At 38.7% G+C, this 16619-nt stretch carries 13 protein-coding genes; 2 read left to right on the top strand and 11 right to left on the bottom strand.

Features of this window, described 5'->3' with window-relative positions; translation table 11 throughout:
• Nucleotides 1–691: 691 nt before the first annotated feature.
• From H4J39_RS03685 to H4J39_RS03730, 10 genes are all read right to left on the bottom strand, one after another.
• Nucleotides 692–1498, bottom strand: coding sequence for an enoyl-CoA hydratase (locus H4J39_RS03685; RefSeq protein WP_182226052.1), 807 nt, complete (start codon nucleotides 1496–1498; stop codon nucleotides 692–694).
• Nucleotides 1498–1968: a PaaI family thioesterase gene (locus H4J39_RS03690; protein WP_182226053.1), complete on the bottom strand. Its 471-nt coding sequence runs from the start codon at nucleotides 1966–1968 to the stop codon at nucleotides 1498–1500. The genes H4J39_RS03685 and H4J39_RS03690 overlap by 1 nt, the downstream gene beginning before the upstream one ends.
• A gap of 14 nt (nucleotides 1969–1982) precedes the next feature.
• Complete coding sequence (locus H4J39_RS03695) at nucleotides 1983–3233, bottom strand: phenylacetate--CoA ligase family protein (RefSeq protein ID WP_182226054.1); 1251 nt, start codon at nucleotides 3231–3233, stop codon at nucleotides 1983–1985.
• A 47-nt stretch (nucleotides 3234–3280) separates the two neighbouring features.
• On the bottom strand, nucleotides 3281–4102 hold the full coding sequence (locus tag H4J39_RS03700; RefSeq protein ID WP_182226055.1) for an ABC transporter ATP-binding protein: 822 nt from the start codon (nucleotides 4100–4102) through the stop codon (nucleotides 3281–3283).
• An 84-nt stretch (nucleotides 4103–4186) separates the two neighbouring features.
• Nucleotides 4187–5434, bottom strand: coding sequence for an ABC transporter substrate-binding protein (locus H4J39_RS03705; RefSeq protein ID WP_182226056.1), 1248 nt, complete (start codon nucleotides 5432–5434; stop codon nucleotides 4187–4189).
• Between the two features lie 122 nt (nucleotides 5435–5556).
• Nucleotides 5557–6630 carry a branched-chain amino acid ABC transporter permease gene (locus H4J39_RS03710; protein ID WP_182216632.1) on the bottom strand — a complete coding sequence of 358 codons (1074 nt, stop codon included), beginning with the start codon at nucleotides 6628–6630 and terminating at the stop codon, nucleotides 5557–5559.
• An 84-nt stretch (nucleotides 6631–6714) separates the two neighbouring features.
• Nucleotides 6715–7608 carry a branched-chain amino acid ABC transporter permease gene (locus H4J39_RS03715; RefSeq protein WP_182216630.1) on the bottom strand — a complete coding sequence of 298 codons (894 nt, stop codon included), beginning with the start codon at nucleotides 7606–7608 and terminating at the stop codon, nucleotides 6715–6717.
• A complete protein-coding gene (locus H4J39_RS03720; protein ID WP_182226057.1) occupies nucleotides 7605–9557 on the bottom strand; it encodes a long-chain fatty acid--CoA ligase in 1953 nt (650 codons plus the stop codon). Before H4J39_RS03720 ends, H4J39_RS03715 begins: the two co-directional genes overlap by 4 nt.
• On the bottom strand, nucleotides 9557–10363 hold the full coding sequence (locus H4J39_RS03725; protein WP_182226058.1) for an ABC transporter ATP-binding protein: 807 nt from the start codon (nucleotides 10361–10363) through the stop codon (nucleotides 9557–9559). The genes H4J39_RS03720 and H4J39_RS03725 overlap by 1 nt, the downstream gene beginning before the upstream one ends.
• A gap of 185 nt (nucleotides 10364–10548) precedes the next feature.
• Nucleotides 10549–11592: a DcaP family trimeric outer membrane transporter gene (locus tag H4J39_RS03730; protein ID WP_182226059.1), complete on the bottom strand. Its 1044-nt coding sequence runs from the start codon at nucleotides 11590–11592 to the stop codon at nucleotides 10549–10551.
• A 269-nt stretch (nucleotides 11593–11861) separates the two neighbouring features.
• Between H4J39_RS03730 and H4J39_RS03735 the strand changes: the two genes are divergently transcribed.
• Nucleotides 11862–15338, top strand: a complete 3477-nt coding sequence (locus H4J39_RS03735) for a PAS-domain containing protein (RefSeq protein WP_182226060.1) — start codon at nucleotides 11862–11864, stop codon at nucleotides 15336–15338.
• Here the strand turns inward: H4J39_RS03735 and H4J39_RS03740 are convergent.
• Entirely contained in the window at nucleotides 15311–15967 is a 657-nt protein-coding gene (locus tag H4J39_RS03740; protein ID WP_182226061.1) for a response regulator transcription factor, read from the bottom strand. The two genes, H4J39_RS03735 and H4J39_RS03740, sit on opposite strands and share 28 nt — an antisense overlap.
• A gap of 247 nt (nucleotides 15968–16214) precedes the next feature.
• Here H4J39_RS03740 and H4J39_RS03745 point away from each other — a divergent pair, with 247 nt between their 5' ends.
• Nucleotides 16215–16562 (top strand): DUF2946 domain-containing protein, encoded by a 348-nt coding sequence (locus H4J39_RS03745; protein WP_182226062.1) that lies wholly within the window; start codon nucleotides 16215–16217, stop codon nucleotides 16560–16562.
• The last annotated feature ends 57 nt before the right edge of the window (nucleotides 16563–16619 follow it).

The raw sequence follows: 16619 nt of genomic DNA on the forward strand, positions 1-16619 counted from the left end.
GCATGCCTGCCTCCATAAAAACGGCCCCTGCACTGATAAAGTTAAAGTTTCTAAAATATTCAACGTTATCAAGTGGGCTGTAAATAAAAACCTCATCCAATTTGAGGTCTTTTGCAATAGCGAGTCATGCCAATAAAGCATAAGACGCTTTATATATGAGGCATGACCATAATATTCATTAGTGGTGTACAGCTTTATTTGCACTAAAATTGTAAAATCGCTGTTCAACATTATTAATAACAAGTTACATCAGTAATTCGTCGCAATTATTTAATAAGTGAATAAGTCAGCCAGAATAACGGAGAAATAATAGTCTCATTTAATAGAATATAAGGGAGTAAATAAATAGATTAAGAGATTATTCTAATGAGGTTTATTTAAATTAAAACTAATAATTTCATAGCTTAATGTAGATAAAACCAGTAAGTAGCAGTAAAAATATATACAAGTACTTTTGTCGTGATAATAGCTTAAAGGTAGCTTGAACACGTTATTGATTTAAACATAAAAAGGGTTACTTATATCAATAGATACAACCGATATTGAGTGGCGAAGGACGCTCAGAAAGCACAATGAGTTAAATGACAAATATTTATACGATTAAGCTGTTCATTAATCATTACTGTTTAATAAACAAGCATTAAATAATCAATAAAAATATATTATTTCTTCACGCATTCACATATACGTTTCAGAGATCTCCCCACTGTGGTTCACGTTTATCAAAAAAAGCACAAACACCTTCCTCACATTCCTCTGAAAGCATCGCTGCAACCATGCTTGCGCCAGCATGAGCGAAAGCAGCTTCAATTGGCATTTCTAGTTGCTGATAAAAAGCGTCTTTACCCGCTTTTATACCGATAGCAGATTTACTGGCAATTTTTTGTGCCAGCTTTTCTGTTTCTTCCATTAGAAAATCAGTAGGTACAGCACGATTAAGTAAACCAAAACGTACCGCGTCTGCTGCTGAAAAAAGATCGCCCGTTAACGCTAATTCCATAGCATGTTTGCGGTGAATATTTCTTCCTATGCCTACCAAAGGTGTACTACAAAAAGTACCAATATTAACGCCTGGGGTACAAAACTTAGCATTTTCACTGGCAATCGCTAAGTCACACATTGACACTAACTGACATCCAGCTGCGGTTGCAGTGGCTTGCACACAAGCAATAATTGCTTTGGGTGATTTTACTAATGACATCATCATGTCTGCACAGCTATTTAAAACGTCGTTAACACGCTGTTCGCGCGTTAACGGGTCATCTAACGTTCTACCACTCATTTCTTTTAAGTCATGACCTGCCGAAAATACTTTACCAGAGCCGGTGATCACAATAACTTTTACTTCACGGTCATTGTTCGCTAAGGTTATTGACGATTTCAGTGCCGAGATCATGGCTGAAGAAAGTGGATTTCTTGCTTCAGGTCTATTTAATGTTAGCCATAGCACTCGACCTGACATCCGGGATAAAACATAGGGCTGTGCTGAGTCACTCATCACTTTACCGCCATAGTTGTGGGCATTTTTACAGCGATCACCGTCCCTTTTGCACAAGTAACCCCCTTAGCTGAGACAGTAACTTCTACGATTATTTTTCGTTCTTTTACTTCAACAAATGTGCCTATTAGTTCAAGTTCAACCGCCTGAGGCGTTGGCGCTAGATAATTAATATTCAGCGCAGCAGTAACAAAACGTAGCGCAGGAGAGCTGCCCATTTCTCGATCTTCACACTGATACGCCATGGCAGAGGCACTTCCTGTGCCGTGACAATCAATTAATGACGCAATTAGACCACCATAAACAAAACCAGGGATCGCTGTGTGGTAAGGCTCAGGGGTAAAATGAGCAATTGTTTTCTCACCAGACCAATAACTTTTTAACTGATGCCCCTCGGGGTTATTGGTGCCACAACCATAACAATGACTTAAATCGTCTGGGTAACACGCTTGAAATGCTTTGCTGTTCATATTTATTCCTTAAATTAAGAGAGCGTTCTCAAATCATCAATAACTTTGCCATCATCTTTTAATTGCTTTAGTGGTAATAATTCCACATTACCTGATAATTTGGTAATAGACTTTAGGCTTAACGAAATAGCTAATACCAGCGCGGCTGCTTGCTCAATCGAATAGTTTTCATGGTTAATTTCACATTGTAAAAGCATACTGTCATTAAAGTTTTCACTGGTGATCAACAAACGAACCTTAGCAATTTCAGTATGGGCTTGGCGTACTCGTTCAATTTGAATAGGATGTACAAACATCCCTTTTATTTTAGCGGTTTGATCAGCACGGCCTAACCAGCCTTTAATACGTTTATTGGTGCGACCACAGGTACTGATTCCTACTTTTATGGCTGACAAATCACCGGTTGCAAAACGAATGAGTGGGTAATCTTTATTAAAATTAGTGATGACCACTTCACCCACTTCACCATCAGGCACAGGCTCTGTTGTGCCCGGTCTAACAATCTCAACAATAATATCTTCAGCAATGATTAAGCCATCAGACTGCGCACTTTCATAAGCAATTAAACCCACATCTGCTGAGGCGTAGGCTTGTAAAGTTTCAACGCCTCGTGCTTGTAATTCACTTCGCAAGCCCTCGGGTAAAGCCTCACCCGTTACTAACGCTCTAGAGATACTAGAGATATCTCTATTTTGTTGTTGAGCTTTATCTAATAATATTTTCAAAAATGAGGGTGTGCCGCAATAGCCTGAGGGCTTTAAATTTTCAATGACCTCAAGTTGCTGTTCGGTTTGTCCTGGCCCTGCGGGTATAACGGCACAGCCACAAGCTTTCGCGCCCGAGTCCATAATAAAACCACCCGGCGTAAGGTGATAAGACAGGCAGTTTTGTATACGGTCTCCCGTGCGAAAGCCAGCCGCATAAAAGGCGCGCCCCATTCGCCACCAATCATTACCCTCACCTTCTGGATCGTTTATTGGTCCTGGTGATTGAAAAATTCGTCCAATATTGGCTGACTTAGCATCTAGACCCGCAAAAATAGGTTGTGCTTGTTGCAAAGCAATTAAGTCTGATTTATGCATTATCGGCAATGAAGCAAGTAAAGCCCTAGAGCTTATTTTTTCAAGAGTAATGTCAGCTAGCTTGTCTTGGTAATACGAGCATTGATTTTGAGCAAACAGAAGTTGCGTGGGTAATTGCGCAAATAATGTGTTTTCTCGCTGCTGTTCACTTTGGTGTTCTTTGTCATCATAAAAGCTATTCATGTCGTTGTTCATTCCTTAATATTATTTGCGGGTCTATTATTCAAAAATCACAACCACCGTTTACGACGCTTATAAGACTTAAGATTCTTAAAGCTTTTACGGTTTTCATTACCACCGCCTAAGTAGAATTCTTTTACATCTTCATTATTTAGCAATTGACCTTGCGTGCCATCAAGCACTATTTTTCCTGACTCCATAATGTAGCCATAGTCTGCTGCTTTGATTGCGTAATTGGCATTTTGCTCAACCAGCAGCATAGTAATACCTTGATCACGATTAATTTTGCCAATAATATCGAACACTTCTTTCACTAAAAGTGGCGACAAGCCCATGGAAGGTTCATCAAGACAGATCATTTTAGGACGCGCCATTAATGCTCGCCCTATCGCTAGCATTTGTTGCTCACCTCCTGACAAATAACCGGCTAATCCGGTACGTTCTTTTAAGCGGGGAAAATAGTTATAGACCATTTCGATATCTTGATTAATTTTTTTGTCATTGCGGGTGTAAGCGCCTAATTTTAGGTTTTCAAGTGACGTCATATCTTCAATAATACGTCGGCCTTCCATTACCTGAAACAGACCACTGCGCACTACGTCTTCAGCATTTTTACTGTCAATACGCTCCCCCATAAAGGTAATGTCGCCGCGAGTAACTTCACCTTTTTCACTTTTCAACAAACCTGAAATCGCTTTTAAAGTGGTCGATTTACCAGCACCATTTGGCCCCAATAAAGTGACGATGTCCCCCTCAGGAACTTCTAACGAAACTCCGCGTAAGACTTGAATAACGTCATCGTAAACAACTTCAATATTATTCACTGACAATAGCGGTTTAGCTGTTGCTATTTTAACTGCAGCTTGTGACATAAATACTCCATAAAACTTCATAAAGGCAGGTGCTCAATTGTTCCCTGCTTTTATGAGGCTAAAATAAATAAAAACGAATGAAGATTAGTAACCTAACCAGTCATCACGACGTTCTAAAGTAACCGATGTCACTTTTTCAATTTTTATATCTCCGCCGTTATAATTACCTTTATAGATGTTTACTTGGTTAACGCCTCGGTGATCTTCATTGGTCCAGTTAGCGGCTAAACAAACGCCCTCTAAACCTTTTGGAACCCAGTCAGTATTTGCGTACATGCCTTTTTTAATATTTTCGCCGGTAATGCCGCCATTATCTTTCGCCCACTCCATTGCTTCTTTCATAAAGTAAGCAGAGCAAACACCGCGCATATAGTGATGTGAACGTGACTCATTTCCTGACTCATCAGACATTTTTGAAATTTCACGTACTAATTTCATACCTGGGACGTCGTCGGTCCAAAAAGGTGTCATGGTGGGGAAGATATAATCTTTAATACCAGGTCCTGCTGCTTGGAAAACTTGTTTATCGCCTCCCCAAATATTCGACATAAATTGAATGTCTGTGCCTATGGTATTACATGATTTAATCAAGGATTGAACTGACCCCCCTAAGTTACCTATGTAGCCATAATTAGATTCAGAGCTCTTTAAACTCAGACATTGCGCTTTAAAGTCACCGGGTTTCATTGAAACAACAACCGGTGGTTGCACATCAAAGCCCAGCTCTGTCGCATATTCTGCACAAGCGGCTTTGGGCGCATTAGGATAAGGATGATTAGCACCAATATGGGTAAATTTAGGTTTGCCTGAACTACCTTTTGTTTTCCAATCTTGTGCTGCCCATTGCACTAATCCCCGACAAGCGTCTGAGTATGAAGCGCCATAGAAAAAATTATAAGGTGCTGGCTTTTTAGTCTCTGGATTTTTGCCCGTTGGGTCAGTTAAATGTCCAGAATAAGAGGCTGAAAAAACAGGGACTTTGTCTTTAGCGACAAAAGATATTAACGCTTCGGTGTCAGCAGTACCCCAACCTTGCATCGCGACCATTTGTTTACGCGACTTCCACTTTTTATAATTAGAAATGGCTTGTGGCACTTTATAAGCATAATCAACGGTTTCAAATTCAAGCTTGGTCCCTTTTATGCCGCCATGCTCATTAATATAGGCCAATGAATCACGTACACCGTCAGCATACACTTTACCTACAAAAGCGGTTGGTCCAGACATATCAGCCAAATGCCCCACAAATACTGAATCTTCTGACATTGCTTGTCCACTTGCTCCTAATACCGCACACGTAATAATTGAACGCACTAATAGTTTTTTCTGCATGGTAATAATCCTTTTGTAATGTGATTGGCTGATACAGTTAATGTAGTTGCCATTATTATTTTTTAGTTTATTGAGCCAGCAAGTAAATCTCACTGGCTTTTTATTCTCCCTGATACTTAGCTTTAATAAGCAAAAGGGTAAAATTTCCAGTAATTTTTAATTTGAGCCCAGCGATGCGCTAAACCTTCAGGCTCGAAGATTAAGAACAAGATAATCACTAAACCAATAGCCATTTCTTTAATGAAAGCTAAACCATCAATCACCATAGGAATATTTCCCCAAGTGGTTTCTTTCATCATGCCAACCCCACCAGCAAGAAACTCAGGTAATAACACCATAAAAATCACCCCCATCATGGTGCCTTTCACTGAACCTAAGCCGCCGATAATGATCATCGCTAAAAATTGAATGGAAAGAAAAATAGTGAAGCCTTCAGCCGACACATAACCCAAATAGTGAGCATATAACGCACCACCAATACCTGCATAAAAAGACGATATACCAAATGACAACAAACGATATTTATTCAATTTAACGCCCATTATTTCAGCTGACAAATAATGGTCGCGTACCGCAACAAAAGCTCGACCATCTCGACTTCTTATTAAATTGCAGCCCCAAATAAACATAAAGACAAAAGCAAATAAAGCGATGTAATAAAAGCTTTGGTCGGTATCAAAAGCGTAACCAAATAAATTAACAGGCTCTGCCATTGAACCTGAAGACCCTCCAGAAAACCAATCAGCTCGAGCAAAGAAATCTTGAAGAATAAACTGAGCAGACAACGTTGCTATCGCAAGATATAAACCTTTAATTCTTGCTGCGGGCATACCAAACATCATGCCCACCGCCATCGTTAAAAACCCAGCTAAAGGTATGCAGAGAAAAACGGGGATCTCCATTGACATATTTAGCCAGGCTGATGCAAATGCACCAAAACCAAAGAACGCACCATGGCCTAAAGATATTTGCCCGGTATAACCAACCAAAATATTTAGCCCGAGTGCTGCAATGCCTAAGTACGACATTTGGATCAGTAGACTTAAAATATAACCATCAAAAAATAGCGGTACTGTAATTAAAAACGCGACAGCGATAATCGCCATAATTCTAATATTTTTTGTTTCGAAAATAGTATTATCTTGTTTATAGCTCGTGCGAAAATCTCCGCACGGGCGCATCGTTAAACTCGACATAATTTGCTCCTTAAACTGGTTTGATCAATGAGTGCTCTATTTAACTGCAAGTAACAACTCATTAATGAATAATTCTATCAATGGCTATATGCGTTCAATATCTTTTGTGCCGAATAAACCGTAGGGTTTAAACCACAAGATAATTAACAACACATAAAAAGGAGCGATGTCGTACATGTTGCCAATATGGAAATATTGACTGTCAAAGAACTCAGCAACATTTTCTAAAACACCAATAAACAATCCACCAACGATGGCACCAACAATAGAGTCAAGCCCACCAAGAATTACCGCTGGAAAAACCTTAATACCCATAATAGATAACGAATCTGAAACACCGTTGACTAAGCCAATAACAATACCGGCAGTTGCTGACACCGTAGCGGCAATTCCCCAGCTCATCGCAAAGACGCTTTTTACTGATATACCCAAACTTTGAGCAACTTGTTGATCAAAAGCGGTCGCTCGCATCGCTAAACCATGTTTTGAATATTTGAAGAAAAAGAAGAACGCCAACATCACAAATAAAGCAATACCGGTACTCAGCAAATAAGCTACTTCTACATTTAAACCAAATATTTCGATACTTTGCTTTTCAAAGACCTGCGGGTAACTTTGTGGATTTAAGCCAAAAATCCATTTCATTAACGCTTGAAAGAACATCGACAAACCTATGGTGATCATAATGACTGAGATAATGGGCTCACCGATCATTGGTCTAAGCACAATCATTTGCAGCAACACACCAAAACCTGCCATAAAAAATAACGTTAAGAAGAACCCAACGATAAAGGGCAGTTCCATGTAAATTAAAAATGCCCAACACACCCAAGCACCAATCAGTAAAAATTCACCTTGAGCAAAGTTAACTATTTGTGTTGATTTATAAACCAGCACAAAACACATCGCGACGACGCCATATAACAAACCGACAATCAGGCCATTAGTAATTAACTGAAATAGAAGTTCAAAATTCATGATGCTTTCCTCTGTTCATGTGCAGATGGGGCGCAGACATTGTTTTTATTAGATAATGTTGCGACTTTTAATTGAGTTTGGATACGCGTTTTACCGCCATCTTGGAAGGTGATCACCGTATCAACATCAACATATTCTTGGTCATCATAGATAGAGCTAATGATGTCGCCATACTTGTCAGCAATGACTGAACGCCTAACTTTTCGAGTACGAGTTAACTCGCCATCGTCGGCATCAAGTTCTTTGTAAAGTAATAAGAATTTATTAATTTTTTGTGCATCGGGTAGTGTCTCATTAACCTTCGAAACTTCTTCAGTTAGCTTTTGATAAACTTCTGGTAACGCAGACAAACTGGTGTAGTTGGTAAAAGATAAACCTTGTTGCTCAGCCCACTTAGAAACGATACTAAAACGTATACAAATCATCGCCGACAGGTAAGGTTTGTCTTTACCCAAAATAACCGCTTCGCCAATAAAAGATGAAAATTTCAACTTGTTTTCAATATATTGCGGAGAGTATTGGTTACCATTGCTGGTTTTGGCTAAATCTTTAATTCGGTCAATAATAACCAGGTGGCCTGATGGTTTAAAATAGCCAGCATCACCCGTGTGCATCCAACCATCTTTTACGTCATCGTCGTATGCTTTTTGGTTATCAATGTAACCCGTAAACATACCAATTGTTTTGCCGAGGACTTCGCCAATACCTTGAGCATCTTCATTAATTATTTTTACATCAGCGCAATCAAAAGCAACACCGACGCTGTCATAATCAATGTCATTTTCTTGATGTACCGTATAAGCGCCACACAATTCAGTTTGCCCATAAAGTTGACGAAGCGGCACTCCAATCGTTTGGAAAAATCTAAAGGTGTCAGGTCCCATAGCAGCGCCACCTGTTGCAGCAGATTTTAAGAAGGTAAAACCTAAACGGTCACGGAGCGCTTTCATTAATAGTACGTCGGCCAACCAAGACTTCTCTCCTTTTGCTTGCGCGCTTTCGGCTAACTTCATCGCGTAATTAAAGAGCTTTTGTTTTAACGGTGTAGAGTCCATCATTCTTGAAGTCACGTCCGCTAAAATACCTTCCCAAACTCTAGGCGCCAGTAAAACAAAGCTTGGGCCTATTTCGCGAAGGTCTGCCATTAATGTTTCTTGCTGCTCAACAAAGTTCACAATTTGGCGAGCAATTAATGCCTGACCTACCGCATAAACCTGCTCCATGATCCAAGGTAAGGGCAGGACTGAAACATAGTTATCACCGGGCTGACGAGGGTCAGCGCGTAGATACGATGAACAATGTTTGACAAAATTACCGCCCGCCAACAAGGCAATTTTAGGCTTAGACGTAGTACCAGAAGTGGTGCAATATATAGCGGTGTTTTCAGCTTTCGTAGCGTTAACGAGTGCTTCATATTTATCCGGTGATGCTTGGTCTATTGTCTGACCTTGTTTGTAGATGTCTTCGATACTGACTAACCGAGGATCGTTATATTTACGCATACCTCGCGGATCACAATAAACAATACATTTCACATCAGGTATGCCATCACCAAGCTCTAAAAGCTTATCGCATTGCTCTTCATCTTCGGCGATAACCACGGTCGCATTACTTTTATTGAGCAGATAAATCACTTCTTCATGAAGCGAGTCTTGGAAAATACCAATGGAATAACAACTCATCGCGTGTGCAGCGATTTCACCCCAGACCCATTCAGGGCGATTGTCACCCAGTAAAGCAATCGCGTCACCGGCTTTAATACCACGTTCACCCAAGGCAATCGCTAACCACTTCACGCGATTTTGGTAATCAACCCAACTAAATTCATTCCAGATACCAAACTCTTTTTCTCGCATGGCAATATCATTGGGCCAATTCTTTGCATTTTCTCGAAGTATTTTTGGGAAAGTATCGAGTGCACCCATATCAAAATTATTGGTTATACTCATTAGCCAACTCCTTGTAAGTCTTCGAGTTCAGCATCATCTTCAACGCCTAAGTAAGCACGTTTTACATGTTCATTCGCCATCACTTCTTCGGGTAAACCGCACATCAATTTTTTACCAAAGTCGAGTACCATCACTTCATGAGAAATATCCATAACCACGCCCATATCGTGCTCTATCATCACAACGGTAATGCCAAACTCTTCGTTAAGATCTAAGATATAGCGCGCCATATCTTCTTTCTCTTCTAAGTTCATGCCCGCCATAGGCTCATCAAGTAAAATGAGTTGCGGGTTCAGCGCCATCGCTCGAGCAAGTTCTACCCGTTTTCTAAGGCCATAAGATAAAGTGCCCGCGACTGATTTTCTGATATGTGATATTTCTAAAAAATCAATAATCTCTTCAACATAACGTCGATGTTCTAGTTCTTCTTTTTGTGCTTTAGATGCCCAATAGAGAGGACCCGTGATCCAGTTGTTTTTCAACAAGTGGTGACGACCCACCATAATATTGTCTAACACTGACATATGCCCAAATAAGGCTAAATTTTGAAAAGTACGACCCATACCTAAATCAGCACGGTCATTAGGACGTAAGTGAGTAACTTCTTGATTATTGAAAGCAATAGAACCACTGTTTGGACGGTAGCGCCCTGAGATACAATTTAGCATTGAAGTTTTACCCGCCCCATTTGGGCCGATAATAGAAAAGATAGCGCCTCGTGAAACTTCGAAGCTGACATCAGTAAGTGCTTTAACACCACCGAAAGCTAATGATATTTGATCAATTTTGAGTATTGGTTCAGACATACTCACACTCCTGATAGATAATTATTGTCTTTAGCCGTTTTTTCAAAAAATAATGAAAGCGTAACCACTAAAATAAAAGGTGATCTGGTATTTAGCACTGAGCAAAATAAAGATCCTATTTTTAATAGACTTGCGTAAAACTAGCTAACCGCTTTATCACGAGTTAGCTATAACGTTATTACTTTTTACAAGGTGTATTTGAATGATAATTGCAGGTAATCTGAGTCTTTATTGATTTCGTCCATAGAGAAGTTTCCGACTTCAACACCTACCGCTAACTCCTTAGTGAAATTAGTGAATAAGTTAACACTCCATTGGCTACGTTCAGCACCAGACACATCAGCTTCAGCATGCCCATACATTGCTGTTGAACGTAAACTTTCATCCCAAAAATGACGGTAAGCGACAAGATAAGAAGTCGTATCTTCTATCTTGTCATTATTAAGATCTGGCGCAAATGCTAAACCGACATAACGCCCAAGCTCACCTTTGTGAACTTGAAAGCGTAAATCATCTTTACCAACTGTTTTAATACGACCGGCAATTGATGCGCCAAAAGCACTTTCTGAGTTACCTAAAGAGGTTGTTAAGCTACGTGCCAAACCTGAAAAAGAGACGTTACCCCAATCACCTTTAAGGTTATATCGGGCAACAACATCAGGTTTATCATCTTGTGAAGCATCGCCCCCCCAAGACTCAGGATTTTCTATAGAGACTTGAAAGTTACCTTGGGTATAACGTATTTGGGTTTGACGAACGAAAACTATACCAATGGTGGCGCCAGCAAAATCAGCGGTTTCGGCCAAAGCACTCGTATTCATGAACGTTGACCATGTTTGACCCGCTAATACGTTTTTATAACTGATAAAAGCATGACGAAGACGATTATGAGAAGAGTTTGACCAACGTTGATCACCCCCGCCCCCTAAAAAATCCATTTCAAGAAAGCCCGTGACATCACCATGTGAATATTTAAGATTAAAGCGAGATTCATTAGCATTCATTTTAAATTGAGATTGACTATCAGTAAGCGGCGCTCCTGCTCCAACCCAAAAGTCTCGATACGCAACATCACCATTAACATAGCGAGCATCAACTTTAATATAGCCACCCAGAGTAACTTTATCGGTATCTGTTAGTTTAAATTCATAAGCTGCATTTGCTGAGCCAGCAGCTAAAGAACCCAATAAGGTGGCGAGTAATAGTTTTTTATTCTTTTGAGTTTTCATTGACCAATTCCCCAAGTAATTTTTATAAGTGTTATGTGTCTGAAACAAATATCACTAAAAAAACAGCATGTAACAATTGGCAATAAGTATTAGCTCTAAAGTTGTAATACTTTAGTATTAAGTCTTTGGTATTAGTATCTTAGCTTTAATCGATTTACAGTAAGATTAGTTAAATAAAAGTCGGAATCAATTGATTTACCGTGAATAATTTGTAAATCTGCAAGCTCATCAAAATAAGATGACTTCTGAAGAATTAATGAGATTGATGTATGTTTCCAAATTGGCAATTAGTGATCACAAGTGTTGGTTATATTGGTTTACTTTTTATTATTGCCTTTTTAGGGGATCGTTATCGGCATAAAATAGCAACGAAATATCACACGATTGTTTATGCGTTATCGCTTGGGGTCTATTGTACATCTTGGGGTTTTTTGGGGACGGCAGGACAAACTGCTAATTATTCGTTTTCTTATCTTTCTGTTTATCTCGCCCCGATTTTATTATTCTTATTTGCTTGGCCCTTTATTCAACGGATGATTAAAGTCAGCTTACAATTAAATATCACGTCAATTGCTGATTTACTCGCTTCTCGATTTGGAAAATCACAACGTTTAGCCGTACTTGTCACGTTTGTTACCTTAATTGGCACCATACCTTATATCGCCTTACAGCTAAAAGCGATTGTGCATTCTTATACCATATTGCAAGAAGATCAATATTTATCTTTATGGCAACTTGGCTTAATTGTTAGCTTAATTTTAGCGGGCTTCACTATTATTTTTGGTATTAGAGCGATTGATGTTACTGAGCGTCACCCTGGGGTGATGATGGCAATAGCTTTCGAGTCGATTATTAAGCTGGTTGCTTTTTTATCTATCGGCCTTTTTGTTTCGTTCTACCTCTATGACTCACCGATTACCATTTGGACTCTAGCCACAGAAAACGTTGAACCTGCCCATCACTTTACGCTTTCAAAGTTTGTTTCTATGCTAGGTCTGCTCGTTATTGGTCTGTCTGCTTTTTTATGTTTTCCAAGACAATTTCAAGTAATGGTCGTTGAACTTAAAGAGCAAGCTCATACTAAACTCAGCCGCTGGCTCTTTCCTAGTTACGTAGCCATTTTTGCACTCTTTGCTATTCCAATTGGCTTATCCGGAAGATTGCTCTACGGAGACTCTCTTGATGCAGAAGCTTACGTATTATTTTTACCTGCTTATCAAGGTCAATTATGGTTGACCTTGTTTTCATTCCTTGGCGCAGTTTCAGCAGCCAGTTCTATGGTTATTATTTCAACCATAGCCTTAAGCACTATGCTCAGTAATGAAGTTGTTTTTCCTTTATTATTCAAACACTCAAACATTCAGCAAACTGACTTTAAAAAGTTCAAAGATAAGTTACTAATGATACGTAAAGCACTGGTCTTATTTATAATCTTACTTTGCTACGGTATGTTTGTTGCTGCACCTCCTGGTACTTTAGCCTCTTTAGGCGAAGTATCTTTTGGTGCAATTGCACAAATAGGCCCACCACTTTTTGCCACGTTTTATTGGCGAAAAGTGAGTTTGCACGCTGTATTACTCGCAATAACATCAGGGTTTATGATTTGGTTTTTACTCAACCTATTACCTCAATTAGGCTTTTATGCTCATCCCTTTGCTGATGCGTCAATATCGAGTACCACGTTAGCCACGTTATTAGGGTTAACCATTAATGTAATTGTACTGATACTGGTCTCTAAAATTAGCCGACCGACTATCCAGGAGCAATCTCAGATTGAACACTTTATCGAACGACCAAACATCAATGAGAGGCTTCATTTTAGCCATGGAAAAATAAACCAAAAAGAGTTAGCCTTGTTGTTAACAAGGTTTGTGGGTAGTGAAAAGTCTGCGCAGTGTTTTACTGAATTTAATAAAAAATACGACCCACTTAAAACAAATAAACAAATATATAACGAAGCACTAATTTTTCATATTGAAAATACTTTAGCTAAAGTTATGGGCTCAGCTTCAGCGCGCCTAGTGATCTCTTTTGCCATTACCGGTAAAGATATGGCTCTAGATGAAGTGGCAAAAATTGTTGAGGGTGCGTCAAGCCACCGTATTGAATTTAGTCGTAGCGTGTTATCGAGTGCGATAGAAAATACCAACGAAGGTATCTCAGTTATTGATAGCAAACTGAATATGGTCGCTTGGAATAAACCTTACCTAGCATTATTTAATTACCCTGAAGAGCTTATTTATATCGGTAGCCCTATCAAAGATCTCATTTACTTTAATCTTAAAAGTCGCCCTGAATACGCCCATTCGTTAAATCAGCAAGTTGAAAGGCGCTTACAATTTTTTAGAGAAGGCAGTAAACACAGCGTTGAACGAATACAACCCAATGGCAACATCATTCGTATTGAAGGAAACCCAATACCTGATGGTGGCTTTGTAATGATATTTACTGATATCACTGTTTATAAAAAAGCAGAGCAGTTACTTAAAGAGGAAAATCTTGATTTAGAAAGTTTAGTCTTAGAGCGAACCAAAAAATTAGAAGATGCTTATAAAAAACTGGAACAAGGAAATAAAGAACTTGCTATTGCAAGACAAAAATCTGAGCAAGCACATTTGAAAAAAAGCCAATATCTTAAAGCTTGCAGCCATGATTTAATGCAACCGTTATCTGCTGCACGACTTTTTTCATCAACTTTAGCAATGAGTTCTCATTTAAGTAAAGAAGAAAAAGAAAGCGTGAATTATATCGATAACTCACTTAAAACAGCCAATAATCTCTTAAAAGATCTGAACGAAATAACCCGAATAGAAAGTGGCAATATTGTTCCTAATATAAGCCATCTTTCACTTAATGAGGTCTTTACGAGTATTGCCAGTGAGTTTTCACCCTTAGCTAAAAAACAAAACATTGAGTTTCATTGGGTGCAAACGTCCTTGTGGATTAATAGTGATTCAAAATTATTACGAAGAGTTTTACAAAATTTATTATCCAATGCTTTTCGTTATGCGAGCCCAGGGAAAGTACTACTGGGTTGTAGACGAAAAGACAAAAACATCATTATTCAAGTTATTGATAATGGACCAGGTATTCCCTTTGAGCAGCAGAAAACTGTTTTTGAACAATTTACTCAACTAGAAAGTAACCAGCATGTTGGTGTAAAAGGTTTAGGTTTAGGCCTTAATATTGCTCAAAGTTTAACTCAACTTTTATCGACTCGCGTACAGTTAATTTCTCAGCCCGAGCATGGCTGTAATTTCAGTTTGTCATTCCCCATTGCTTCAGCAATAAAACAGCGTACTGCTAAAAAACCGCCTATTAAGCAAGTGTCATTAGAAGGTGCCAATGTGTTATGTATCGATAATGATCCGGATGTGCTTAAGGGAATGAAGAAATTACTAAGTGCTTGGAGATGTAATGTTTTTTGTGCAAAGAATACCAGAGAAGCTACCGCTATTTTTAAACGATATCAAAGCAGTATTGACATTGTCTTGGTCGATTACCAATTAGATAATAATGAAGACGGTATTCGTTTGTTTAAGCAATTACAAAAAATAAAAAACTATCCGTTGCCCGCCATTTTAATTACGGCGACTACCGATAGTGATGTTTTAGAAAAAAGCCAAGCAGCAGGAATGAGTTACTTAAGAAAATTAATAAAGCCTATTGCCTTAAGAGCTTTGATGAGTTCGCTGCTCACTAAGGCATTACAACAAAATTATTCTAATGATGCTGAAAATGACTGATGATTATTCTGGTTGAGCATAATGACTGCTTGAGTTCGGCTTTTCACACCCAACTTCAAAAAAATTGAACTAGCATGCGATTTTACTGTAGCTTCTGAAAGTGAAAGCTGTGCAGCAATTTGTTTATTGAGTAAACCATCAGAAAACATTTTCAAGATACGGTTTTGTTGGTTAGTTAAACTGGCAATTTTCTTACCTATTTCTGAAATAGGCAAATTGTTTTTATTTTCTTCAAGGTTTGGCGTCCAAAGGCCTCCTGCCAAGATTATTTCCAGTGCTGCAAGCATTTGTGGTACATCAGTTGATTTAGGGATAAAACCAACCGCGCCGTGATCAATCGCTTTAGTAATAATCTCTTTTTCTTCATAACCAGAGACCACCACCACCGCCATTTGAGGATAACGTTCACGCATAGTGATTAATGTATTAAAGCCTTGGGCTCCAGGTATATTAAGATCGAGTAATAATAAGCCAACGTCTTGATGCTCTGCTAAGGATCGCTCTAAATCATGAACATCTTCGGCTTCAAGTACATCAACATCGCTAAAATGAGCTGAAATCATCAACGTTAATGCTTGACGAAAAAGGGGATGGTCGTCAGCTATTATTATTTTTTCTGACTGGAACATATAAATACCTCAAACAAAGTTGCTTACATTCTAACCCAATAAAAATTGTAATTCCAAAGGATACCACGCAATAATATTCCTATTTATGCTTTTATTTTAAAATAGCCCTATTGCCGCTAAATATTGATACCTTGGTATAATTAAACCTGATTGAACACCTCCGGACCATGCGCTAATTATTGACTAAGAATTTGATTTAGCTTAGCATCCGCCGGTCTCTATTTGTAAATTGAAGAATGCAGTAAAAATGAAAAACATTTGGCTTGGCTTTTTAATAGTACTATCGATTGCATTGCAATCGTTTGTTGCTGTGGCTAATTCAGACGATAATCATCAACTTGACGCTCAACATTTGCAAACTAAACATTCTCATGAAGTTGACTATCTCGAATCATTGCAAGAAACTGCTGAAAACCAGCATAACGTTAAAGATTGTCATCACTGTGGGCATTGCCAAGGTTCACATACTCAGTGGTTATTAACCAATAGAACACTCTCTAAAAGCATTAAACTATTAATCCCTAATCAATACTTTTATCTTGTTCATGTAGATAAGAGCTTTACAGAACAACCTATACGCCCCCCCATCGCTTAATTTAAATGTACTAAATTTTCCGCAACAATTTTTTTTGAACTAAATAATAAATTTAGT

The organism is Colwellia sp. Bg11-12 (genome assembly GCF_014076955.1).
In the GTDB taxonomy this organism is placed as follows: domain Bacteria; phylum Pseudomonadota; class Gammaproteobacteria; order Enterobacterales; family Alteromonadaceae; genus Colwellia_A.